Annotated in this window: 17 protein-coding genes, 1 tRNA gene and 2 pseudogenes; 13 read left to right on the top strand and 7 right to left on the bottom strand. The window is 68.3% G+C overall.

Annotated features, from left to right (window positions below; genetic code table 11):
- Positions 1-475: pseudogene (locus OG611_RS28170) on the bottom strand (NERD domain-containing protein); the annotation flags it as partial.
- A 381-nt stretch (positions 476-856) separates the two neighbouring features.
- On the opposite strand from OG611_RS28170, the gene OG611_RS28175 reads away from it, so the two are divergent.
- The gene (locus OG611_RS28175; protein ID WP_266426435.1) at positions 857-3904 is read left to right on the top strand and encodes an AAA domain-containing protein; all 3048 of its coding nucleotides are present in this window, start codon (positions 857-859) and stop codon (positions 3902-3904) included.
- A gap of 505 nt (positions 3905-4409) precedes the next feature.
- Positions 4410-4802, top strand: coding sequence for a hypothetical protein (locus tag OG611_RS28180; protein ID WP_266426437.1), 393 nt, complete (start codon positions 4410-4412; stop codon positions 4800-4802).
- 190 nt (positions 4803-4992) lie between these two features.
- Here OG611_RS28180 and OG611_RS28185 read toward each other — a convergent pair whose 3' ends face one another.
- The 4 genes from OG611_RS28185 to OG611_RS40950 all read right to left on the bottom strand — a co-directional run bounded on the left by OG611_RS28185 (position 4993) and on the right by OG611_RS40950 (position 8230).
- Positions 4993-5622: a hypothetical protein gene (locus OG611_RS28185; RefSeq protein WP_266426440.1), complete on the bottom strand. Its 630-nt coding sequence runs from the start codon at positions 5620-5622 to the stop codon at positions 4993-4995.
- A gap of 10 nt (positions 5623-5632) precedes the next feature.
- Positions 5633-7132 (bottom strand): hypothetical protein, encoded by a 1500-nt coding sequence (locus OG611_RS28190; RefSeq protein WP_266426442.1) that lies wholly within the window; start codon positions 7130-7132, stop codon positions 5633-5635.
- Between the two features lie 17 nt (positions 7133-7149).
- On the bottom strand, positions 7150-7635 hold the full coding sequence (locus OG611_RS28195) for a hypothetical protein (protein WP_266426444.1): 486 nt from the start codon (positions 7633-7635) through the stop codon (positions 7150-7152).
- A gap of 160 nt (positions 7636-7795) precedes the next feature.
- Positions 7796-8230 carry a Scr1 family TA system antitoxin-like transcriptional regulator gene (locus OG611_RS40950; RefSeq protein WP_353962573.1) on the bottom strand — a complete coding sequence of 145 codons (435 nt, stop codon included), beginning with the start codon at positions 8228-8230 and terminating at the stop codon, positions 7796-7798.
- 161 nt (positions 8231-8391) lie between these two features.
- Here OG611_RS40950 and OG611_RS28200 point away from each other — a divergent pair, with 161 nt between their 5' ends.
- The 3 genes from OG611_RS28200 to OG611_RS28210 all read left to right on the top strand — a co-directional run bounded on the left by OG611_RS28200 (position 8392) and on the right by OG611_RS28210 (position 11302).
- Positions 8392-8577, top strand: a complete 186-nt coding sequence (locus OG611_RS28200; RefSeq protein WP_266426447.1) for a hypothetical protein — start codon at positions 8392-8394, stop codon at positions 8575-8577.
- A 74-nt stretch (positions 8578-8651) separates the two neighbouring features.
- Positions 8652-10076 carry an N-6 DNA methylase gene (locus OG611_RS28205; RefSeq protein ID WP_266426450.1) on the top strand — a complete coding sequence of 475 codons (1425 nt, stop codon included), beginning with the start codon at positions 8652-8654 and terminating at the stop codon, positions 10074-10076.
- Positions 10070-11302, top strand: a complete 1233-nt coding sequence (locus OG611_RS28210; protein ID WP_266426453.1) for a hypothetical protein — start codon at positions 10070-10072, stop codon at positions 11300-11302. Before OG611_RS28205 ends, OG611_RS28210 begins: the two co-directional genes overlap by 7 nt.
- A gap of 28 nt (positions 11303-11330) precedes the next feature.
- On the opposite strand, the pseudogene OG611_RS28215 reads toward OG611_RS28210, so the two are convergent.
- Positions 11331-12178: pseudogene (locus OG611_RS28215) on the bottom strand (IS5 family transposase).
- A 277-nt stretch (positions 12179-12455) separates the two neighbouring features.
- A tRNA-Arg gene (locus OG611_RS28220) sits at positions 12456-12527 on the bottom strand.
- A gap of 239 nt (positions 12528-12766) precedes the next feature.
- On the opposite strand from OG611_RS28220, the gene OG611_RS28225 reads away from it, so the two are divergent.
- From OG611_RS28225 to OG611_RS28260, 8 genes are all read left to right on the top strand, one after another.
- A complete protein-coding gene (locus OG611_RS28225) occupies positions 12767-13180 on the top strand; it encodes a response regulator (protein WP_266426456.1) in 414 nt (137 codons plus the stop codon).
- A 55-nt stretch (positions 13181-13235) separates the two neighbouring features.
- Positions 13236-14234, top strand: a complete 999-nt coding sequence (gene nrtL / locus OG611_RS28230; RefSeq protein ID WP_266426459.1) for an ArgS-related anticodon-binding protein NrtL — start codon at positions 13236-13238, stop codon at positions 14232-14234.
- A gap of 26 nt (positions 14235-14260) precedes the next feature.
- On the top strand, positions 14261-15652 hold the full coding sequence (gene lysA / locus OG611_RS28235) for a diaminopimelate decarboxylase (protein WP_266426462.1): 1392 nt from the start codon (positions 14261-14263) through the stop codon (positions 15650-15652).
- 95 nt (positions 15653-15747) lie between these two features.
- Positions 15748-17103 carry a homoserine dehydrogenase gene (locus tag OG611_RS28240; RefSeq protein ID WP_266426465.1) on the top strand — a complete coding sequence of 452 codons (1356 nt, stop codon included), beginning with the start codon at positions 15748-15750 and terminating at the stop codon, positions 17101-17103.
- A gap of 6 nt (positions 17104-17109) precedes the next feature.
- Positions 17110-18180 (top strand): threonine synthase, encoded by a 1071-nt coding sequence (gene thrC / locus OG611_RS28245; protein ID WP_266426469.1) that lies wholly within the window; start codon positions 17110-17112, stop codon positions 18178-18180.
- A 539-nt stretch (positions 18181-18719) separates the two neighbouring features.
- Entirely contained in the window at positions 18720-19637 is a 918-nt protein-coding gene (gene thrB, locus OG611_RS28250) for a homoserine kinase (protein ID WP_266426472.1), read from the top strand.
- Between the two features lie 385 nt (positions 19638-20022).
- Positions 20023-22035 carry a transcription termination factor Rho gene (gene rho, locus OG611_RS28255; protein ID WP_266426474.1) on the top strand — a complete coding sequence of 671 codons (2013 nt, stop codon included), beginning with the start codon at positions 20023-20025 and terminating at the stop codon, positions 22033-22035.
- Between the two features lie 375 nt (positions 22036-22410).
- Positions 22411-23514, top strand: coding sequence for an LCP family protein (locus OG611_RS28260; RefSeq protein WP_266426477.1), 1104 nt, complete (start codon positions 22411-22413; stop codon positions 23512-23514).
- The last annotated feature ends 94 nt before the right edge of the window (positions 23515-23608 follow it).

Raw genomic sequence — 23608 nt, forward strand, 5'->3', positions numbered from 1 at the left:
GGGGCTCCTTCAAAGCCTTGACGAGCTGGGAAACGGTATGGACACCATGCTGGTCATGGGCCGGGAGCCGGACCTTCAGCTAGGAGTCGGTGAAGCAGACCACCTCCGAGACCCACACCCGCTCACCGTTCAGCTCGGGGTCCAGCAGCCCTGCCAGCTCCTTGGCCTTCTTGTCCGCCAGGTGCAGAGGATTCCCGTGCGTGATCTGCCGTCCACCGGGCTGAGTCTGCAGCCAGGTTCCGTTGCGGGACTCCACAGAGCCGTGCCAGTCCTTCAGCTCGATCAGGAAGACACCGCCGGGAGCGATCACCAGCAGATCCACTTCCCGGACATGCCCGGTGTTCGCGGTGAACGTGAAGTTCGACCATGCGCGCCACGGATCGTTGTCCGGAAGTTCCGTGCGGATGGCTTCAAGACCACGACGCTCATGCGGGAACTCGGAATCCGTGACCGTTTCCCAGCGGCCTTCCCGCATACGCCGTCCCCGCTCTGTTCCCGAACCCACTTGCGCATATTCCGACGAACGTTCGATTCGTACGTCAAAAGTCCCCCCCCCAGATCGTATCGGCTGAGGGTGGCAGCGGGGAATCGACCAAGATCATTTATTGGCTGGGAGCAGGCGCTCCTGGGTGTTTCCCCTGCTGGTGGCCATGAGCTTGCGGGAGAACTCATTGTCCTCGCGCCACCCATAACCGTAGAGTCCCGGGACGCGTGAAAGCGGGGGAGCCCCGTGGCGTCTCGGGAGGAGAGATGCGGCAGGGCCGAAAACCGATGCCCCGCATCCGGCCTCGGAGACCATGGCGGGAGGGCGAGAAGACGGGGGAGCGGAATGGCAGGGTCTGGGCGTCCGAAACCGGTGGACGAACTCCTGAGGGCCGCGCGTCTGGAGATCGCGGCGGAACTGCGCAGCGACGGGGGAAACAAGGCCAAGGCGTCCCTGAGCGAGGGGCGCAGGCTGTCCGTATCCGGGTCGCAGCGCGAGTACGAATTCAGCTTCAAACGCTGGCCCGAGACTCTGAACGGTCTACCCCTGCTGGTGCGGCCCTCCCGATCGCAAGGCCCCTGGACGCCGGCCGAGGTCACACGCCTTCCCGACAACAGAGTTCGTGTCGTCACCGAGGCCGACCTGGGGCATGCGCCCCGCCAGGTACAGCTGCGCGCGGACGACTCCCAGACCTGGAAGGTGCTGGCGGAGCGCCTCATGGCTGTCGGTGAGGCCGATCATCCGGTACGGCCGACGAGTGCCGGATGGATCACCGACCAGGGGAAACCGACGGTGGCTCGGGAGGCCAACCCGGGGCGCTGGGTTGCCGACTGGCCTTCTCTCCGTCTCAATCCACGGCAACGCCAGGCCGTGGAACAGGCCCTCGCCAGTGAGATCACCTTCCTCTGGGGCCCGCCCGGAACAGGAAAGACGGATGTGGTCGCGCACATCGTGGAAGGGTGCAGCCGACAGGGGCTCAACGTGCTCTTCCTCGCGCCGACCAAGGTTGCTGTCGACCAGGCGCTGGAACGGATCTGCGATCTGCTCTCCGAGGAACAAGGATTCGACAACGGTCTGGTGCAGCGGGCGGGCGACATCGACGTCGAGTCGCTCCGGGAGCGGTATGGCGCGTACGTCGACCCCGAGCAGGTGGCAGCCAGGCTCTCGGCCCATCTGCAGAGCAGACTCACTCAACTCACTTCCACCCTGACGACGGTGCGCGCGGGTGTCGCGCTCCACGAGCGGATGCGAAGCCTGCAGGAGGACCTGGCGGCCGCGCGGAAGGCATATGGCGCGGCGGGTGCTGCGCGGCAGAAGGCTGGTCAGGCATGGAGCGAAGCTCAAGGGGCGGCGAACGCGCTGGGGCTGCGCATCAAGAGCATCGGCACGCCCTCAGGTCTCTTCGCGGACAGAAAACAGGCCAAGCTCGATGCGGCGCTCATCGATTTGCGGAAGGCCAATCAGGCGGCGGCTGAGGCCACTGCGGCCGCGGACGCGGCGGAGACCGCACAGAACAAGGCTGAGCGAGACATCTCCCGCATGGGAGCGGATGTCGCCGACCAGGTCGAGAAGCTCAAAGGTGTGGCGCCGCTCCAGACCCTGACCGAAGAGGCTGACGCCTTGCAGCAACAGGTCAACGAAGCGGAGAAGGAACTGCGGCGTATCTCCGACGCCGTGAAAGCGAACTGCCAGGTGCTCGGAGCCACCGTCTCGAAAGCCGTCCAGTCCCGCCCCCTGCTTGAGCGCATCGATGTCGTGGTGATCGACGAGGCGGGCATGATCAATTTGCCGATGGCCTGGTACGTGGCCGGTCTGGCCGGCAAACGCGTCGTGGTGGCAGGCGACTTCCGGCAGCTGCCGGCCGTGAACAAGGCTGCCGATGACCGGGGCGCGAATGACGAGGACAAGGCACACGCGCGCCGGTGGTCGGCCACGGACGCATTTCGTGCGGCTGGCCTGGTCACAGCCGCCGGGACCGTGCGTCAGGACCCGAGGCTCGTGGCTCTCAGTACCCAGTACCGCATGCGTGAACCGATCTGCGATCTCGTCAACGCCGTGGCCTACCCGGACGCACCCTTGCGTACCGGCCGGGACAACGAGAGCCGTATCCCCTTCAGCCCACTCGTCAACGCTCCCGTCATCCTGATCGACACGTCGGGGCACTGTGTCCCAGGCCCCAACCACAGGACTAACCCAGTCCATCAGGCCGCAGTCCACGAACTTGTGCGTGGCCTCCAGTACGACGAAGTGCTGCCGCCGAGGAAGTGGGAGAACGTTCTGCCGGGCGAGCGCGCGACCGACCGCCTGGCGGTGATCGCGCCGTACCGGGACCAGGTCAACGGCCTCAAACGCACCTTGGTCGAGCGGCTCGGCGCCGACTACGAAGGCCTGGTGGACACCGTGCACCGGTTCCAAGGCAGCCAACGACCGGTCGTGATCCTCGACACCGTGGCCGGAGCCGGCGGCTACGCAGGCCATTTCTACCAAGGAACCGGCCTGGACTCCGAGACGTGCCGCTTGCTGAACGTTGCCCTGAGCCGGGCCCAGGATCACCTCGTCGTCATTGCGGACGTGGCATTCCTCCGCAAGACGCTGCCGCCGCACAGCGAGGCACGGACGATGCTCGACCACCTGGAGTCGAGCGCCCAGTCCATCTCCGTCGACCAGCTCATCCCCATCAGAAGTGCGGCAGATCTCGCGGTACTGCCGGACGAGGAACTGACCCGGCCCGCCTTCTTTCCTGCTGATCAGGTCGATCGCGCGGTGCGCTGGGACATCGAACGCGCCAGGAAGCGCATCGACATCTATACATTCCTGCTGGCGGTGCCCCGAGTGAAGAAATGGCTGGCACTCCTGGCGGAGAAGGCGGCCGCCAGTGTCAGCGTTGTGATCCACACTCGTTCTCCCGAGGAGCAGCGGGAGGAAGCAGTGGTGGCGCGGCACCGCGGGCTGGTGGATCAGCTCAAGTCAGCGGGCTGCACGGTCGAGTACCGCGAGCGCATGCACGAGAAGGTGTTCATCGTGGACGACACCGTCCTCTGGCACGGCTCGCTGAACCTGCTGGGCAATCTGGGACCCACCGACCTCATGATGAGGTTGGAGGATCCGGAATCGTGTGAGCAGGCGCGACGCGTCATGGACCAGGCGCGCAGAGCGAGCCCGGTATACCGGGGGACGGGCGGCAGGCACCCGAACCAGGGTTCAAGCGGTACGAAAAAGCGGAACCCGGATGCGTCCGAAGGCGTCGAGGTGGGGGCAACTGTCTGGGGGCGGCTCTACTTGAACGTTTCCTACCAGGAGAAGGACGAAGCCAAGCGACTGGTGAATGCCAGGTTCGACGGTGACAACAAGCTCTGGTACATGGATGCGGAAGGGGCGATCCCGGAGGAGAGGCAGGGCTGGTTGCGCCCCAAGCGCTGAGCCGTGCTGCTCGCCGCGGCCGTATCAGCCACCCTGACGGTTCTGCTTACGCCGGGCCTTGAGGGACTTCGCACTTGCTGTACCCGGTACGTCGGCTGGATTGACGTACAGGACACGGGGGTTGTTGTTGTGCGGGCCGTAGCCGACAGACCCGCCCAGGAGCACGAACGTACCCGCACCGCACGGCGTACCACCGTTGAATCAGGTGTCCTGACGGACGCCTGTCTCCTGCCAGACGATCCTGAGGAGGCCCGCTGATAGACCGAGTGAATGAGTGTTATGCGCACGCCTCGGTGTGCCTGCTGGGCAGCCGCAGTCCGAAGAGCAGACCGCTGCTGAGCTGCGGCGGCTCGACGGCTGCTGCCGAACGATCCTAAGAACGTCACCATGCGGCCGATCGTAAGGGAATTGCTGTAGGCGCACCTCGATCCATAGCGGCATCGACAACAGCGGTATGTATGCCGATTGATCACCACCCGCACCGCTCCGCGCCTATGCTCGCCGGATGGAGCAGAGTGAAGTGGTGAAGCGGGTGGTGGGCATCCTGACGGAGGCGGGCGAGATCCGTCGGCTGCTCGAAGAGAATGTCGACCGCGAGGACCTGGAGACCGATCCGAGCGTGGTGACCGTTCTCCTCAACGAGACGATGCCCCGGATCTCCGTCCCCGAGGACGCCTCGATCGAAGAGGTCGCGACGCTCGTCGGCCGTGAGGTCGGCGGCGCGGTGGAGCAGCTCGTCGGCGCGTTCACCCTGGCTTTCGCGATGCTGGCCCAGGTGCACGACTCCGGGCAGACGGACGTCTCGTCCGCCGATGTGCTCCAGGACCTGGCGCTGCGTGCCGAACAGATCGGCTCCTCCGGCCCGGACGACACGGGACCGGAGGAAGCGGGCGCGTAGGCCGCGGGGGACCGCCCGGCGACATGGTCCTCGGAACACCGGCCTACGACTCACCGGTCACGATGATCTTCACGCCGGCGGGCCCGGCTCCGGTCGTATCCGGCTGCGGGGGCCGTGCGGCGGGGTGGGTGGGAGAAGCGACGAGATGCAGGAGGCGGCGTCCCCCTCCACCATCACATGCCCCCGCAGGCTACGGAGCCTTGCTCGCCGGAGGGGGTGTCACGGACGGTTCGATGGTCGACCGGACGTAGATCCGCGTGGTGCCGGGCTCGAACTCGTGGGTGAAGAGGTCGACGCAGCGCTGGAGATACTTGCCTTCCGGGGTCGTGAGTTCATCGGGACACAGGCTGATCCTCCGCAGCCCTTCGACGAACGTCTCCGGCTCGGGCAGCCCGAGGTGGCCGAAGGCAGCCGCAGGACGGTAGCCCTTCTCCTCGGGATGGAAGTTCCCGATCATCTTGGTGTCGTTCCGGATGAGCCGGCCGGTGTACGTCTCCGCTTCGTCGCCGGGGAGGACGAAGGACAGCAGGCCGATGTCGTAGCGCTGCCCGACTTTGTAACCCGCACGACGGTCCGATGCCGCCTCCGGAATGCGGATGCCCATCTGGCCGCTCATCCAGGCAGGCGTGGCTCCGTCCTCCCAGCAGCAGGTCATCTCCTGGTCCGACAGGTCCGACGACACGTCGTCGGCGACGCAGGAGACGACGCCGATCGTGGTGGCGACGCAGGCGAGGAGCACCAGAACGACGACGACTGCGACCGGCACACGACGGCGGCGCACGGGCTGCTCGCCGGCAGTGATCTTGCTGGAGCTTTCCATCGGTGGACCTCTACCGCCCTTCCTGCTGCTCGCGGCTTGGATCCGTGCGGTCGCCCTCACGCCCCGGCTCGTCCGGCTGCGGCAGAGGATCGTGGTTCGGGGCGGATGCGCCCAGATCGTAGTGCTTGACGGAACTGCTGCCCGCCATGTCGAATTCCTGGGCGATGCCCGTGGTGTGGAGGCGGGCCATCTGACCGTCCGGAATGCTCATGTCGCTGCCCCCGGGAAGGGCGATGGTCACCCCTTTGTCCTGGTCCCAGTTGTAGCGGTCCCACGCGTTGGCCTGGTAGTCGAGACCGACCTTGGGCTGACCGCTGGCATCCGGCACGACGGTGACCACTCCGGTCACATTCGACCTGGTGGAACCGACCGCGTAGAACCAGTTCTCGTCGACGTCCTTGGTGAAGCTGAAGTCCCGGTTACCGGTTTCCACCGGTATCGAGACCGGCTGTCCGCCGTTCCTCTTGAACTCCGCGAGTGCCTGATCGCGCCATACGTCCTGGTGTTCCCTGATGCCGTCCTCGATGTGCGTACGGAAGCCGGGTACGTCCGACATCATCTTGTCGATGGGCAGCTCCATGTCCGTCCCGCTGTTCCCCAGGTAGTGCGCCATGTGCCGAGCAGCGTCGTTGTCGCCGGACCAGTCGGCCGCCTCGGCGATCAGATTCATCTTCTCCCGAGTCCTGCGCTCCTCCGCTCCCGGTTCCTCGGCGCCGTGGGGCCCGGAACCCCGGTCGGGCGCGGCTTGTCTGATGGACGGAGCGAGCAGTCCAGCCGCGAGAAGGTCGTCCTTGTGCCCGGTCCACAACTCCGCACGGGCCTGTGGGCTCAGCGACGACCAGAGCCGCCGCAGCTCGGCCCGCTGCGCCGTGTTCGCGTCGTCACCGAGCGAGGCCAGCTTCGTGGCACGGGGCAGCTGGTCCTCGTCCAGCGAGGTGTACGTCGCGTGCCCCGCGTTGTGCGGGTCGCCGCCATGGCTTCTCTTCAGGGCGCGGGTGATGGCTGCATCGATCTCTGCTGCGTGGGACACAAGCCCCGTGAGCGTGTCGGCATACCACTGCATCAGGTCCTTGGTCCGCTGGGAAGTCCCGTCCACGCCACAGAAGGCCTCCGTGACCTTCACGGTGCCGCTGGGGCCGTCCGCCACCAGCAGCCCTGGGTCCGGGCCTGCCTGCCGGGTGGGGTCACCCTTGCGGGCTTCCGCGGAGAGTTCCCTGGCCCGCTTCTGGACGTGCGTCAGTTCACCATGGGCATCCTGGAGGACAGTCACGATGCTCTGAGCCTCCAGGTGGAGATCCGCGACCTCCTTGGCCGTCTTGCGGACGAAGTCCTTGGTGACAGCAGCGTTCAGGCCGGCCCAGTCGGCCCCGTCGGACAGCTGCAGGAGACCGCTGTAGACCTCGGTCCTCAGCTTCTCCAGCCCGACCGCCGTCGCCGCCCAGTCATCGGCCGCCGCACCCAGCTTGCCCAGGTCCACTTCGATGAGATCCGTGTACGAGAACGCCCCCATGTTTCCTCCGCCCCCGCTCACTTCACATACTTCAGTAGCTCCGACACCGGTACGGGGGAGCCGTCTCTTCGTGAGAGAGACGCGGCGATCTCCACCTCGTCGTTGGCGTGCAACTTCTTCGAGAAGTCCAGGTGGTTGGAGATGTGCGCGCACATCTGCAGGACCGTCTTCACCTGCGAACTCCAGACCTCCAGGGTGGTGTACAACTCACCGCCCGCGCTGAAGTTCCGGCTCTGCAACTCTGCTGCGGCCCGGGCAGTCGTCCCCGCGCCGTCCTTGTCGGCCCCGGCACCTGCGAGGTCGGTCCGCTTCCGCAGCTCGCCGTGGATCCGAAAGGCTTCATTGCCGACCCTACCGAGATCATCCTGGTGAACCACCAGGTCGGCATTGCCCCCGGACGCTGCGGCGTCAGCCTGGGGCCCAGCCGTGTTGAGCCTCATCTGCGCGGAATGCCGATCCTGTGCATCCGCCTTGAGTTGGGCCCACTCGTCGTCGAACGTCATGAGTCCCCCGGCCCTGTCCGATGTCAACGCGTCACCCTAGCAACGAGGTTGCGACGTGATCACCTGGGCATCACCGGTGTTTCGTACGAGCAGGTGCTGCTACGAGTGCTTCCGGAGTGTCCGGGACCACCCGCGCGTGACTGCCCGAGGTCAGACCAGCTCACTGGCAATCGCGTGCCAGGCGCCGTGGCCGAAAGCGATGGCAGGGGGCGTGCTGCGGTGTGCGCTGTTCACTCGCATGGACGCCACGCGGGAACGGCAGTACCTGGATAACCACATGGGGATGCTCAGGACCGGCCAACAGGTGTTCCAACTGCGCGTTCATGACGTGCGGGCCGCCGACCCCGCTGAAGAAGTACGGCCTCCGACACCGCGGCCCACAGCTGCAACGGGTTGTCGGGGGGCAGGCGTTCCTGCCGAGACCCGGAGAGGCGGACGTCGCGGCGGTGGCTGTCCGGCCGGGCCGGAGCCTCCGGGGCCGGGGTGCGTGGCGAACGGTCCGCAGCGTGCGGAGTGAGCGATATGCCCACTGGAGAAATCCCTGCGGGCGGGTTTCGTCGGCGCGGGTCCGGCATTGCTCCGACCGTCGGCACATACGGCTGAGGCATTATTCAGGAAGGGTGTGAACCAAGCGGACTGCTGTTGTTCCCAAACGGACTGCTGCGTGAGGTACTGTGGCGTGGTGGCTGACTGGGAGGCGTGCCTTCTCGTCTGCTTTGTGATCACTCAGTGATGTTTGGATCAACGGGAGAGCAGATGAACGAGCGGAAAGTCATGGCGGCGTTCGCCATGGCGATGGGGATGATCTGCGCGCTGATGGCCGCGTTCTGGCGGTTGGCACGCACCAGCAGCGTGGATCAGGCTCTGGTGGCCGGCGGGACCGTGTTCGTCGCCGTGGTCACGCTGGCCTTCATCGTGTTGGCCTACTTGGGATCCGACTGAGCGCCGACAGGCATGATGGGGCGAACCGGGGTGCACGCTCCGGCGGGACGGTACGAGGACGGCAGGAGTCCAAGGTGGAAAGAGCGTCGAAGGCGCAGCTGGGGCGCGCGCTGGACGCCGTGCGCGGGGCACTGGTACCACAGGACGCCCTTCACTTCGTCATGCTGTTGATCCTTCTGCGCCACGAGGCCGAGCGTGATGCCGAGGGGCGCGCGGGCCGATCACGGGCCGGGCACGCCTGGGGTGCCGTCCGGGGCAAGGACCTGTGGATGCGTGACGGGTACGAAGTCGTATCGGACGTCCGGGACGGCCTGGGGGAGTGGGAGTCGCGGCACGGCCGACTCCGGGATCTCTCGCCGGACCTTCGGGATGTCCGTGGCGGGGAGCTGGAGCCCCTGGTTCGCTGCGTGGCCGAGGCGCGGGAGTCGGCGTCGCTGTTCGAGGGCTGCCTGGAGGGTGTACAGCGGGAGGCGAAGGGGGGCGACTACTACACCCCGGCAGACATCGCGGGTCTTCTCCCTGGGCTGATGGAGCCTCGGCCGGGTGAGCACGTCTACGACCCCGTGTGCGGATCCGGCGGTCTCCTTCTGAAGGCCCACGAGTACGTGCGAGCACATGGCGGGCAGGCAGGCGAGCCGACGGTGTACGGGCAGGATTCCAACAGGACCGCCGTGGAGACCGCCGCGGTCAACCTCACCGTGCACGGCGTCGACGGATCCCTGCAAGGGCCTGCGTCCAGCTTGACCGACGACCGGTTCGAGAACCAGACCTTCGACGTGATCGTCGCCAACCCGCCTTTCAACCAGGCCGGCTGGTCCCAGGGCGGTCGAGGATTCCACCGTGGCTGGCGTTACGGGATCCCGCCGGAGGGAAACGGGAACTTCGCCTGGGCCCAGCATGTAGTGAGCAAGATGGCCCCCACGGAGTCCGGGCGCGGAGTGCTTCTTCTGCCTACCGCTGCTGCCTCCACCTCAAGGCCGGCGGAATTCCAGATCCGCGCGGGACTCGTCGAGGACGATGTGCTGAGTTGCGTGGTCGAGCTTCCCGCGGGTCTGCTCCCGCACGTGCGTAACCCCGTGACCCTGTGGCTCTTCACCAGAAGCAAAAGAAGCAGTTCGGGCTGGGGCTCTGCTGACCGAACAGGTCAGGTGCTGTTGATCGACGCGCGTGATACCGCGGCCAAGGTCGGGCGTGGCCGCCGAACTCTGCCGGACGAGGCCAGGGACCGCATCACCGATACCTTTGCCGCCTGGCGCGGAGCACCGGGCCAGGCGGCCTATGAGGACGTGCCCGGCTGGTGCAGATCGGTGGCCACTGCGGAGACCGCCGCCCAGAACTACGACGTCCTGCCTTCCCGCCACGTCGGCGTGCCCGTAGCCGAGTCCGCACACGCTGACAAGGGAGAGCAGGTGGGCGACTTGACCCGTGAGCTGTACTCACTCTTCGAGGCGTCCCATCGGCTTGAGGCCGAGCTGCACGATCTGTTGAGGCAGTGGTGATCCCGGACCGCATGGAGGAGCGGCTGAACCGGCTTCCACAGGGCTGGGGAGTGGCGACTCTGGATCAGCTGCCATCGGTGCAGACGATCGGCTACGGCATCACGCGTCCCGGGGTTCACGTGGACGACGGGGTGGGGATGATCCGAGCAGCGGACATCCAGGACGGCCATCTCCACAGCGACGAGCCGAGAAGAATCAGCCCTCGCACGCACCAGGCGAACATCCGTAGTGAGTTGCGGGTCGGCGATGTGCTCATCGTGCTCGTAGGCAGGGTCGGCGAAGCAGCCGTGGTCACCGACGCGTATCACGGCTGGAATGCTGCCCGCACTGTCGCGGTGGTGCGGATGACAGAACCTGATGAGGCGGCCTGGCTCAGGTTGTGGCTCGGATCGCCGTACGTACGTGACTGGTGCGAGAGTCGCGTGACCGGCTCCACCCTGCAACGCACTCTGAATCTGAAAGTCCTGCGCGGCCTTCCCGTGCCGCTGCCGCCCCCGGAGGCCAGGGCGGCATTTCTCCGCACGGCGGAAGTCATGGAAAGGAAAGCGGCAGTCAACACGCGCATCGCGGAATGTGCCATGTCGTTGAGCGACGCGCTGTTCGCTGCCGAGGCACAGGACAAGGGAGCCTGGCCCGAACGGTCCTTCGGTACCCTGGCTCACCTGCGTTCAGGTCATGCGTCGCGCCCTCGCGAGGACGCCCCCCATGCGGACGAATCGTCCCAGGAGTCCGCTGTCCCCTTCATCGCGCCCGCGGACGTCCTGCGCAGGGGCCTGCCGTACGTCTCCCGGACAGATACCTGGCTCGCCTCTCCTGACGCGGACTCCATGTGCGCTCCGCAGTCCCTGCTGCTGGCGACCAGAGAGGACGGCGTGCACGCCGTCCTGAACGAGGTTCCGGTTGTGCCTGGGCGGGGCGTTCTTGCCCTGCAGCCGGAGACACTGGCCGACAGCTACTGGCTGCTGCACGAAGTCCGAGCCCGGAGCGGGGAACTGACCGCCGCCGCCCAAGGGCCGGGCGGGCGTGAACTGAGCCGGAACGCGTTCGCGGCCACGGCGGTCCAATGGCCCCCGTCTTCCGTGCGTGAGCGGTTCGCACGGCTCACTGGCAAGCTCCACCTGCGTGCCAGAGCCGCGTATGCGGAGAGCGAGATCCTCAACAGGCTGCACGACAGGCTCCTGGACAGCTTCCTCGACGGAGCACCCAACGTCGAAAGCGCTCACTGATAGCTCTGAGAGGGTGTTCGGTACCTTTTCAGGCTGCCGCGGGCGGTTTCGGGCGGAGGTATTGCCCGATTTGGCTCGGGCTCGCGGTCAACCTGCTGGCCATGGAATTGACCTGGCCCAGTGGATCATCGACCGGGACCGCTCCGGCAGCGCCTCGTAGTCACGGTGCAGACGCCGGTAGCGGCTCATGATCCCGAAAGTCTGCTCTACACGCCAGCGGACCTTCTGGACCACAAAGCCTTTCTGTTCCGCATCACGCGCCACGACTTCCACCTCGATGCCCAGGGCGGCCGCGTGCGTGATCATCTTGGACTTGTACCCAGCGTCCACCCACGCCTTCGTCACCGTGGGCAACTTCGCGGCCAGGGCGTCGGCAACGAGTTTGCCGCCGTTGGTGTCCTGCACGCCGGCGGCCGTGACGATGAGAACCAGCAGCAACCCGAGTGTGTCGGTGGCGATATGCCGCTTGCGGCCCTTGATCCGTTTGCCACCGTCGTACCCTTGCGTGCTCTCCGGCGCATTCGGTGACGCCTTCACCGTCTGGGCATCGATCACCGCGGCGGTCGGCAGTATCCGGCGCCCCTTCTTCCTGCGTAACTGGTCACGCAGGGTGTCGTGGACCTCCTCGGCGGTGCCGTCCGCTTCCCACGCCCTGAAGTAGCCGTAGACCGTGGTGTGCGGCGGGAAGTCATGGGGCAGGTAGCGCCAGGCCACCCCCGTCCGGGCAACGTAGAGGATCGCGTTGACCACCTCGCGCAGATCGGTGGTGGGCTCCCGCCCTTCGGCCCGCGCGGCCCGCCACTCCAGCAAAAGGGGCTCGATCAACTCCCACTGATCATCCTTGAGATCCGAGGGGTAGGCACGTCGCTCAGTCACAAGATGATCAAAACCGATGACCCCGACGTCGCGCTACGAGATCATGGAAACAAGTCCATCTCGCCACACCGCGGACCGGACAGATAGGGGGATCCCCCTACCGAACACCCTCTGAGATCAAGCCCGGCCCGAGTGCTGTGCGGTAGAGGCGTACGCGCGTCTCGCGATGCCGGGGTACTCCGCCGCGGCGGAGTACCCCGGCATCGCGAGACATGAAAAAGACCCCCTGCTCAGCGTTTTCGCTGGCCAGAAGGTCTTTTTTGCACTTCTTCCGAAGTGCCCTCGGCAGGATTCGAACCTGCGCACACGGCTCCGGAGGCCGATGCTCTATCCCCTGAGCTACGAGGGCGTATCGCTGTGTTGCTCGGCGACGGGTGAAACACTACCAGCTTCCGCAGGGTGCCCGTGAACAGGTATTTCCGGGTCGTCGGAGGGGTGACGCGGGCCAGGCGGAGGGGGGCGTGCGATGCGTTCCGGATGTATCCGGCCACCCCTCGTGCCACTCGTCTGGGGACGGAAATAGGCAAAACCCGGACGCAGCCCCTACGTCCGCCCTACCCTCGAAGTGTGTCAGGGGCGTGTGGCCGCGTGCTTGTTGTCGACGACAACAAGGTCATCCGGCATTTGATCAGGGTCAATCTCGAGCTTGAGGGCTTCGAGGTCGTGACCGCGGCCGATGGTGTCGAGTGTCTGGATCTGGTGCATCGGGTCCGTCCCGATGTGATCACGCTCGATGTCGTCATGCCCGGCCTGGACGGTGTGCAGACCGCAGCCAGACTGCGTTCCGATCCGCGGACCAGACATCTGCCCGTGGCGATCATCAGCGCCTGTACGCCGTACGAGATGGACAGCGGGGTCGCCGCAGGGGTCGACGCCTTTCTCGCGAAGCCCTTCGAGCCGACCGAGTTGGTGCGGCTCGTACGGCAGTTGATGGAGCGGGAGGAGTCGCCGTCGCTCGACGGCAGACGGGGTGCCGGGACCGCGGAGCGTGCTGCGGGGTGACCGCATGGCGAAACCGGGTCGCGGGGTGCCCCCCTTCCTCCCATACGCTTGTCCTGTGACCCCCGCCGATCTCTCCATGACCGTGCTGCACGCCGTGCGCCGCGCGGTCGACGAGGACGCCCTGCGCGCGCCCGTGCCCACGCGCGTGCGGGTGGAGCGGACCCGGCCCGGCGGGCGCGGGGAGTACGCCTGTGCCGTCGCCCTCCAGCTGGCCGGGCCCGCCGCGCTGCCGGCCAGGGACGTGGCCGAGATCCTCCGGGAACGGGTGCTTGAGGCGCCGGGCATCGAGGACGTCGAGGTCACCGGGCCGGGATTTCTGAACTTCACGCTGCGAGCCGGTGCGCGCGGCCTCGACGCGCTGGTGCGGACCGTCGCCACGCACGGCACGGCGTACGGGCACGGGGACGCCCTCGCCGGCACGGCGGTCTCGTTCGTCCCCGTCGAGGAGCTCCGCGCCCGGGTCGTCACCGGGACCGTCGAGCGGCTGCTCAGGGCCCAGGGCGCCGAGGTCGGGGAGCGGACGGCGGGCGGGGAGGCGCTGCATGTGATGCCGGTGCCGGCCGCCCACCGCGATCTCTTCGTGCGGCTCGGGAGCGACGCCGCACGCTGGTCGCTGCTGCGGGCCGCCCCGCACGACCGGCCCCGGGGCACCGGGAGCGAGGAGCTCCTCGTGCAGCAGGAGGGCAATCCGCTGTTCCGGGTGCGGTACGCGCACGCCCGGATCCGTGCGCTGGGCCACAACGCCCGGCAGCTCGGGTTCGCAGCGGCGTACGAGGAGAGCGTGGACGCGCCCGTGCTCGGCGCGCTTCTCGCCGACCACCCCGGGGTGCTCGCCGCCGCCGCCCGACACCGTGAGCCCGACCGGGTCGCCCGGCAGCTGGAAGCCCTCGCGCAGGCCTTCTTCGACTTCCACGACAGCGCTTCGCCGCTCCCCGTCGGTGACGAGAAACCCTCGGCCGCCCACCGCTCCCGGCTCGCCCTTGCCGAAGCCGCCGGGACGGTGCTCGCGGGCGGCCTGTCCCTGCTCGGCATCAGCGCACCCGAAGTCCTCTGAGAGATCCGAGAGAGCAGAGCAACACCATGAGCCGATCCGCACACCCCGCCGGGCCCCGTCACGCCGACGTCATGACGGAGGGGCACTACAGCGCCCCGCCCGCCGATCTCAACGCCCTGGACGAGAAGGTCTGGGCCCGTACCGTCACCCGTGACGAGGAGGGTGCGGTCACCGTCGGTGGGATCGAAGTGACGCGGCTGGCCGAGGAGTTCGGCACCCCCGCCTACTTCCTCGACGAGAGCGACTTCCGGGCCCGCTGTCGCGCCTGGGCCGACGCATTCGGGCGCGATGCCGACGTGTTCTACGCCGGAAAGGCCTTCCTGTCGCGCGCCGTCGTGCGCTGGCTCCAGGAGGAGGGACTCAACCTCGACGTCTGCTCCGGTGGCGAGCTGACCACCGCGCTGGACGCCGGGATGCCCGCCGAGCGCATCGCCTTCCACGGCAACAACAAGACCGTCGCCGAGATCGAGCGCGCCGTCGAGGCCGGTGTCGGCCGGATCGTGCTCGACTCCTTCCAGGAGATCGCCCGGGTCGCCCACGTCGCGGGGCGGCTCGGCAAGCGCCAGCGCGTACAGATCCGGGTGACCGTCGGCGTCGAGGCGCACACCCACGAGTTCATCGCCACCGCGCACGAGGACCAGAAGTTCGGGATCGCGCTGGCCGGGGGACAGGCCGCCGAGGCGGTGCGCCGGGCGCTCACCCTCGACGGTCTCGAGCTCATCGGCATCCACTCGCACATCGGCTCGCAGATCTTCGACATGGCCGGCTTCGAGGTCTCCGCCCGGCGCGTGGTGCAGCTGCTCGCCGAGGTGCGCGACGAGCACGGCGTGGAGCTGCCCGAGATCGACCTGGGCGGCGGGCTCGGCATCGCGTACACCTCCGAGGACGACCCGCGCGAGCCGCACGAGATCGCCAAGGCGCTCGGCGACATCGTGACCCGCGAGTGCGAGGCGGCCGGGCTCGCCACCCCGCGGATCTCCGTCGAGCCGGGGCGCGCCATCGTCGGCCCGACCGCCTTCACGCTGTACGAGGTCGGCACCATCAAGCCCCTGGAGGGGCTGCGTACGTACGTCAGCGTCGACGGCGGCATGTCGGACAACATCCGCACCGCGCTGTACGACGCCGAGTACACCGTCGCGCTCGCCTCGCGCACCTCCGACGCCGAGCCGATGCTCGTCCGCGTCGTCGGCAAGCACTGCGAGAGCGGAGACATCGTGGTCAAGGACGCGTTCCTGCCGTCCGACCTCGCCCCCGGCGATCTGATCGCCGTGCCCGCCACCGGCGCGTACTGCCGTTCCATGGCGAGCAACTACAACCACGCCCTGCGTCCGCCGGTCGTCGCCGTGCGCGACGGTCGGGCGCGTGTCATCGTCAGGCGCGAGACGGAGGAAGATCTCCTGCGTCTCGATGTCGGCTGATGAAATACATGTCTCAGGATCCGGACGGGTGGCAGAAACTCCCGTCCGGTGAGTGAGACTGGTCCACACATCAGATGTAAAGGAAACGAGGTCGGATGATGCGTACGCGTCCGCTGAAGGTGGCGCTGCTGGGCTGTGGAGTGGTCGGCTCAGAGGTGGCGCGCATCATGACGACGCACGCCGACGACCTCGCCGCGCGCATCGGCGCGCCGGTCGAGCTCGCCGGTGTCGCCGTGCGCCGGCCCTCCAAGGTGCGCGAGGGCATCGACCCCGCGCTGATCACCACCGATGCGACGGCCCTGGTCAAACGGGGCGACAACGACGTCGTCATCGAGGTCATCGGGGGCATCGAGCCCGCCCGCGCGCTCATCACCACCGCCTTCGAGCACGGCGCGAGCGTCGTCTCCGCCAACAAGGCGCTGCTGGCCGAGGACGGCGCCGCCCTGCACGCCGCCGCCGAGCAGCACGGCCGGGACCTCTACTACGAGGCCGCTGTGGCCGGTGCCATTCCGCTCGTACGGCCGCTGCGCGAGTCCCTCGCCGGTGACAAGGTCAACCGGGTCCTCGGCATCGTGAACGGCACGACCAACTTCATCCTCGACAAGATGGACACCAGCGGAGCCGGGTACTCCGAGGCGCTCGACGAGGCCACGGCTCTCGGATACGCCGAGGCCGACCCGACCGCCGACGTCGAGGGCTTCGACGCCGCCGCCAAGGCCGCCATCCTCGCCGGCATCGCCTTCCACACCCGGGTGAGGATCGGCGACGTGCACCGCGAGGGCATCACCGAGGTCACCGCCGCCGACATCGCGTCCGCCCGCCGCATGGGCTGCACCGTCAAGCTCCTCGCCATCTGCGAGCGCGCCGCCGACGGGCAGTCGGTCACCGCGCGGGTGCACCCGGCGATGATCCCGCTGAGCCATCCGCTGGCCTCCGTCCGCGAGGCGTACAACGCGGTCTTCGTCGAGGCGGAGGCGGCCGGACAACTCATGTTCTACGGCCCCGGCGCCGGTGGCTCGCCGACCGCGTCCGCGGTCCTCGGCGACCTGGTCGCGGTCTGCCGCAACAAGCTCAACGAGGCCACCGGCCCCGGTGAATCCGCGTACACGCGTCTGCCGGTCAGCCCCATGGGCGACGTGGTCACGCGGTACCACATCAGTCTCGACGTGGCCGACAAGCCTGGCGTGCTCGCCCAGGTCGCGACGGTCTTCGCCGAACAGGGCGTATCGATCGATACGGTACGCCAGCAAGGTCGAAATTCAGGCAGCGGCGACGAAGTCGCCATCGAGCAGGGTGGCGGCGGGCGACGGGCGGGCGGAGGCAGCGAGGCATCGCTCGTCGTCGTCACCCACCGCGCGTCCGACGCCGCCCTCTCGGCGACCGTCGAGGCGCTGCGCAAGCTCGACACCGTGCGCGGTGTCGCCAGCATCATGCGTGTTGAAGGGGAGTAAGGACCCATGACCAGCAAGGGCACCCACCAGTGGCGCGGCATCATCGAGGAGTACCGGGACCGCCTTCCGGTCACGAGCACGACGCCGGTCGTCACGCTTCGTGAGGGCGGTACACCGCTCGTCCCCGCTCAGGTCCTCTCCGAGCGCTCGGGCTGCGAGGTGCACCTCAAGGTCGAGGGCGCCAATCCCACCGGTTCCTTCAAGGACCGCGGCATGACGATGGCCATCACCCGGGCCAAGGAGGAGGGTGCGAAGGCCGTCATCTGCGCCTCCACCGGCAACACCTCCGCCTCCGCCGCCGCGTACGCGGTGCGGGCCGGCATGGTCTGCGCCGTCCTCGTGCCGCAGGGCAAGATCGCGCTCGGCAAGATGGGCCAGGCGCTGGTGCACGGCGCCAAGATCCTCCAGGTCGACGGCAACTTCGACGACTGCCTGACGCTGGCCCGCTCGCTCTCGGACAACTACCCGGTGGCACTGGTCAATTCGGTCAATCCGGCCCGTATCGAGGGCCAGAAGACCGCCGCGTTCGAGATCGTCGACGCGCTCGGCGACGCCCCGGACATCCACGTCCTCCCGGTCGGCAACGCGGGCAACATCACCGCGTACTGGAAGGGTTACAAGGAGTACGCGGGGGACGGCATGTCCACGCACACCCCGCGCATGTGGGGCTTCCAGGCCTCCGGCTCCGCGCCCATCGTCCGCGGGGAGATCGTCAAGGACCCGTCGACCATCGCCACCGCGATCCGGATCGGCAACCCGGCCTCCTGGCAGTACGCGCTGGACGCCCGGGACGAATCGGGCGGTTTCATCGATGAGGTGACGGACCGCCAGATCCTGGCCGCCTACCGGCTGTTGGCCTCGCAGGAGGGCGTCTTCGTCGAGCCCGCCTCGGCCGCCTCCGTCGCCGGCCTGCTGAAGGCCGCCGAGGAGGGCAAGGTCGACCGCGGCCAGAAGATCGTCTGCACGGTCACCGGCAACGGCCTCAAGGACCCCGACTGGGCCGTCGCGGGCGCACCGCAGCCGGTCACCGTCCCCGTCGACGCGGCCACCGCCGCCCAGAAGCTGGGCCTCGTCTAGGGCGTGTTTGAGAAGTCCCGTCTGTCTCGCGGGGTCTGACACGCACGCTCGCCGCGTTGCCGAAATGCCCTGGTAGCTCCGCTACGAGGGCACCCCGGCGCCTTGCGATCGCACGCGCCAGACCCCGCGAGACCCGCCCTCCGGGCGGACGACGCTACTTCTCAAACACGCCCCAGGGTCTGTCCGGCGGATCATGGTCGGGGGCCCTGATCCGCCAGGTCCGACCCCGATCCGCCGGACAGGATCTACGGCCTGGCCGGCGGATCAGGCAAGAACCCAGCTCAACCGCCCCTTTTCGGGGCGGAGAGCGCATAGGTGGCGTGCGACACGCATCGTGCGCCTCCCGTGCGCCCTATGTCGCCACAGAACCTTCCTTCGATAAGCTGTACACAACCCGCCCCGCCGCATCTGCCGCGGTGCATGGGCCGTTGTGGCCGTCGGGTTCCCCGGAGTTCCCATCCCCGTCACCACGACCTCCCGCCACCACGGAGAAAACGCTTCACCACCCCCGCTGCCACACAAGGAGAGTCGTCCAACCGATGGCCGGTCCCGCCTTCCGAGCCGCCGCCGTCCGGGTGCGCGTCCCTGCGACCAGCGCCAACCTGGGCCCGGGTTTCGACGCCTTCGGCCTGTCGCTGGGGCTGTACGACGACGTCGTCGTCCGAGTCGCCGACTCCGGACTGCACATCGACATCGCGGGTGAGGGCGCCGACACGCTGCCCCGCGACGAGCGCCACCTCCTCGTACGCTCCCTGCGCACGGCCTTCGACCTGCTCGGCGGACAGCCCCGCGGCCTGGAGATCGTCTGCGCCAACCGCATCCCGCACGGACGCGGTCTCGGTTCCTCGTCCGCCGCCATCTGCGCCGGCATCGTCGCCGCCCGCGCCGTGACGACCGGCGGTGACGCCCGGCTCGACGACGCGGCGCTGCTGGAACTCGCCACCGAGATCGAGGGCCACCCCGACAACGTCGCGGCCTGCCTGCTCGGCGGCTTCACGCTGGCGTGGATGGACGGCGGATCGGCGCGCGCGATCAGGATGGACCCCGCAGGATCCATCGTTCCGGTGGTCTTCGTGCCCAGCAAGCCGGTCCTCACCGAGACCGCCCGCGGGCTGCTCCCGCGCACGGTCCCGCATGTCGACGCGGCCTTCAACGCCGGCCGTGCCGCACTCCTCGTCGAGGCGCTGACCAGGCGCCCCGAGCTGCTGCTCACCGCCACCGAGGACCGGCTGCACCAGGAGTACCGCACCCCGGCGATGCCCGAGAGCGTGGAACTCGTCAACCGACTGCGCGCGGACGGCGTCCCCGCGGTCATCTCCGGTGCCGGGCCGACCGTGCTCGCACTGGCCGAGGACGGTGCGGCCGACAAGGTCGCACAGCTGGCGGGCGAGGGATGGGCGGCCAATCGCCTCGCTCTCGACGCCCCGGGGGCGAGTGTGCTGCCGCTCGCCCCGTAGCCGAGAAGAGATTGCCGGTGAGTGAGAGGGGGAATGTTTGTTGGAGCCGGTAGTGTTAACCTCAAGTCTGCAACCGACGTCTATGTGGCGCGTTGCTTCGTGTCCCTTTCCGGGACCACCAATTCTTCCGGGAGCCTCCCCAACTGCCTGAGCAGCCTGCCTGAGCAGTTTCGTGCACGCTCCGGAACCGGCACGACACCCCTCGCTTGTCCAGGAGTGGGCCGAGCAGGGGGATGCTCGCGCCGGGCCCTTGCACACCTTCATCTCTCCGCCGTACCCGGCGGACCACCGCCCCGGCACGGTCCGCAAGAAAAAGACCGCAGTCGGACAGCACAACCGGTCGCCGAGCCAGAAGGCCGACGTCCGCTCCAGGGAAGGACCCTTCGTGAGCGACACCACCGATCTGATGGGCGTGACTGCCGACAAGAGCGTCGACAGCGCCGCGCCCGCCGAAGGTGCTGCCACTGGCACCACCGCACGGCGCCGCCGCTCCGGCACCGGCCTTGACGGCATGGTCCTGGCCGAGCTGCAGCAGGTCGCGTCCGGCCTCGGCATCAAGGGCACTGCGCGGATGCGCAAGGGCCAGCTGATCGAGGTCATCAAGGAGGCGCAGGCCGGTAGCTCCGCTGCGCCCAAGGCCGCCGCGCCCGCCGCGGCGACCGAGACCAAGCCGAAGCGCCGTGCCACCTCCAAGGCGCGCACCGGGGACGAGTCCGCGGCCGCCGCGCCCGCCGAGAAGGCCGCGGCCCAGCAGCAGATCGACATCCCCGGCCAGCCGGCCAGCGACGACCAGCCCACGGGCGAGCGCCGTCGGCGCCGTGCGACCGCGCAGGCGGGCAGCCCGGAGAGCAAGGCGGAGAGCAAGTCCGCCGAGGCCAAGACGGAGACGCAGGCCGAGCCCAAGGGCGACGACCGCGCCGACGCCAAGGCCGAAGCCGCCGCCGACACGGCCGAGGGCCGCCGCGGCGACCGCCAGGACCGCGGTCAGCGCGGCGACCGGGGCGACCGCCAGGAGCGCGGGGAACGCCGCGACCGTCAGCGCGACCGCAGGGGCAAGGGCGACGAGCAGGGCGGTGGCCAGGGCCAGCAGGGCGGCCAGCGTCAGCAGCGCCAGAGCCAGCAGAGCGGCGGCCCGCAGGACGACGGGTACGACGACGAGGCGGGCGGCCGTCGCGGCCGTCGTGGCCGCTACCGCGACCGCCGTGGCCGCCGTGGCCGCGAGGACTTCGCCAGCGAGGTCCCGGTCTCCGACGACGACGTCCTGATCCCCGTCGCGGGCATCCTGGACATCCTCGACAACTACGCGTTCATCCGGACCTCCGGCTACCTGCCGGGCCCGAACGACGTGTACGTCTCGCTCGCCCAGGTCCGCAAGAACGGCCTGCGCAAGGGTGACCACGTCACCGGTGCGGTGCGCCAGCCCAAGGACGGCGAGCGCCGGGAGAAGTTCAACGCCCTGGTCCGCCTCGACTCGGTGAACGGCATGGCGCCCGAAACCGGCCGCGGCCGCCCGGAGTTCCAGAAGCTGACCCCGCTCTACCCGCAGGACCGGCTCCGTCTGGAGACCGACTCCAACGTCCTGACGACGCGGATCATCGACCTGGTCGCCCCCATCGGCAAGGGCCAGCGAGGCCTGATCGTGGCCCCGCCGAAGACCGGCAAGACCATGATCCTGCAGGCGATCGCCAACGCGATCACCGTCAACAGCCCCGAGTGCCACCTGATGGTCGTCCTGGTCGACGAGCGTCCGGAAGAGGTCACCGACATGCAGCGGTCGGTGAAGGGCGAGGTCATCTCCTCGACCTTCGACCGTCCCGCCGAGGACCACACCACCGTCGCCGAGCTGGCCATCGAGCGCGCCAAGCGTCTCGTCGAGCTGGGTCACGACGTGGTCGTCCTGCTGGACTCCATCACCCGTCTCGGCCGTGCGTACAACCTCGCGGCCCCCGCCTCCGGCCGCATCCTGTCCGGTGGTGTCGACTCGACCGCGCTGTACCCGCCGAAGCGCTTCTTCGGTGCCGCGCGCAACATCGAGGACGGCGGTTCGCTGACCATCCTGGCCACCGCGCTGGTCGAGACCGGCTCGCGCATGGACGAGGTGATCTTCGAGGAGTTCAAGGGCACCGGCAACATGGAGCTCAAGCTCGACCGGAAGCTCTCGGACAAGCGCATCTTCCCGGCGGTGGACGTCGACGCGTCCAGCACCCGAAAGGAAGAAATCCTGCTCGGCAGCGACGAGTTGGCGATCGTCTGGAAGCTGCGCCGGGTGCTGCACGCGCTCGACCAGCAGCAGGCGATCGAGCTTCTCCTGGACCGGATGAAGAAGACCCAGTCCAACGCGGAGTTCCTGCTCCAGATCCAGAAGACGACGCCGTCCCCGGGCAACGGCAACGACTGACGTCGTACCGGATCGGCTGAACCACAGGGCCGCCCCCGTCACTTCGGTGACGGGGGCGGCCCTGTGCCGTGGGCCGTGCGCAGGTGACGCAGCCGACCCGGTCGCCGTGGTCGATCCGAGACCTTTGCCACATCCAGGACGCGCCGCCGGGCCCCGTCGCGATGCCTGTACCGGACAAGAAACCGCAGGTGAGGGGGGAATCACCGACTGTTCATCAAGGCTGGATGTCCGTTTCGTCCTCACGCGGAAACAACAGGTGGCTGTGCAACCCTTCTTCGTGCCACGGCGTCGTACGCAGTACCGACAAGTCGATGATCCAGTGCCCGAACACCGCTGCTGGGGGTAGCCGGGGAAGCTGACGACCGAAGGAGATCCATGACCGAGCAGAACGGGAGCGGCGGCCGAATACGCCCCACCGGCAAGCGCCGGAAGAAGCCCTCCCGTCGCCGCAGGGCGACGGTGATCGCCGCCTGGACCGTGGCCGGTGTCGTGGTCGTCGGCGGTGCCGGACTGGGATACGCCTACGTCAAGCTCAACGGCAATCTCAAGGCAGTGGACATCAACGCCGCGCTCGGCAAGGACCGCCCCGACAACGTCGACAACGGCTCCCAGGACATCCTGGTGCTCGGCTCGGACTCCCGGTCCGGCGCGAACTCCGAGTACGGCGCCGACGAGGGCGGGGCCCGCTCCGACACCGCGATGGTCCTGCACGTCAACAAGGGCCACAAGACGGCCTCCGTCGTCTCCATCCCGCGCGACACCCTCATCACCCGCCCCGACTGCACCAGCGACACGACCGGGCAGACCGTCGCGGGCCAGCAGCGCGCGATGTTCAACACGGCGTACGAGGTCGGCGGACCGGCCTGCGCGGTCAAGACCGTCGAGGCCATGTCCGGCATCCGCATGGACCACTACCTCGAAGTCGACTTCACCGGCTTCAAGAAGCTCATCGACGAGCTGGGCGGCGTGAAGATCACCACCACCGAGGCGATCGACGACCCGAAGAGCCATCTGAAGCTCGAACCCGGCACCCACACCCTCGACGGGGAGCAGTCGCTGGGCCTCGTCCGTACCCGCAAGAGCGTCGGCGACGGCAGCGACCTCGGCCGCATCCAGCTCCAGCAGGCGTTCATCAAGGCGCTGATGGAACAGGTCAAGACCGTCGGGGTGTTCTCGAACCCGAAGACCCTGTACGACCTCGCGGACACGGCCACCAAGACCGTCACCACCGACTCCGACCTGGGCTCGGTCCCCGAACTCACGTCCTTCGCGAACGGTCTCAAGGGGCTCGGCTCGAAGAACGTCCACATGGTCACCCTGCCCGTGCAGTACGACCCGGCCGACCCGAACCGCGTTGTACCGCTGGACGCCGCCGCCCGGCAGGTGTGGGACGCGCTCGCCCAGGACAAGGCCATCCCCGCCTCCGCCACCGAGAAGTCGGCGGGCGACAAGGGCGACGCGGGCAGCGTCGTACGGTGACCGGGCGGGCCGGGAATAGTTGCGGCCCGCCCCCGGTTTTGGGAGATACGGCCGGTCCTGGCAGACTGGTACGTCGGCCCCGGTTCACGGACGC

This window comes from Streptomyces sp. NBC_01363 (assembly GCF_026340595.1).
GTDB lineage: Bacteria > Actinomycetota > Actinomycetes > Streptomycetales > Streptomycetaceae > Streptomyces.

Excerpts from the sequence above, each read along its gene's own strand:
- thrB (WP_266426472.1), top strand. The coding sequence starts at position 18,720 with ATGGCCGGTCCCGCCTTCCGAGCCGCCGCCGTCCGGGTGCGCGTCCCT.
- OG611_RS28185 (WP_266426440.1), bottom strand. The coding sequence starts at position 5,622 with ATGGAAAGCTCCAGCAAGATCACTGCCGGCGAGCAGCCCGTGCGCCGC.
- lysA (WP_266426462.1), top strand. The coding sequence starts at position 14,261 with ATGAGCCGATCCGCACACCCCGCCGGGCCCCGTCACGCCGACGTCATG.
- OG611_RS28200 (WP_266426447.1), top strand. The coding sequence starts at position 8,392 with ATGAACGAGCGGAAAGTCATGGCGGCGTTCGCCATGGCGATGGGGATG.
- OG611_RS28260 (WP_266426477.1), top strand. The coding sequence starts at position 22,411 with ATGACCGAGCAGAACGGGAGCGGCGGCCGAATACGCCCCACCGGCAAG.
- OG611_RS40950 (WP_353962573.1), bottom strand. The coding sequence starts at position 8,230 with ATGTGCCGACGGTCGGAGCAATGCCGGACCCGCGCCGACGAAACCCGC.
- OG611_RS28190 (WP_266426442.1), bottom strand. The coding sequence starts at position 7,132 with ATGGGGGCGTTCTCGTACACGGATCTCATCGAAGTGGACCTGGGCAAG.
- OG611_RS28180 (WP_266426437.1), top strand. The coding sequence starts at position 4,410 with ATGGAGCAGAGTGAAGTGGTGAAGCGGGTGGTGGGCATCCTGACGGAG.
- thrC (WP_266426469.1), top strand. The coding sequence starts at position 17,110 with ATGACCAGCAAGGGCACCCACCAGTGGCGCGGCATCATCGAGGAGTAC.
- OG611_RS28240 (WP_266426465.1), top strand. The coding sequence starts at position 15,748 with ATGATGCGTACGCGTCCGCTGAAGGTGGCGCTGCTGGGCTGTGGAGTG.
- OG611_RS28195 (WP_266426444.1), bottom strand. The coding sequence starts at position 7,635 with ATGACGTTCGACGACGAGTGGGCCCAACTCAAGGCGGATGCACAGGAT.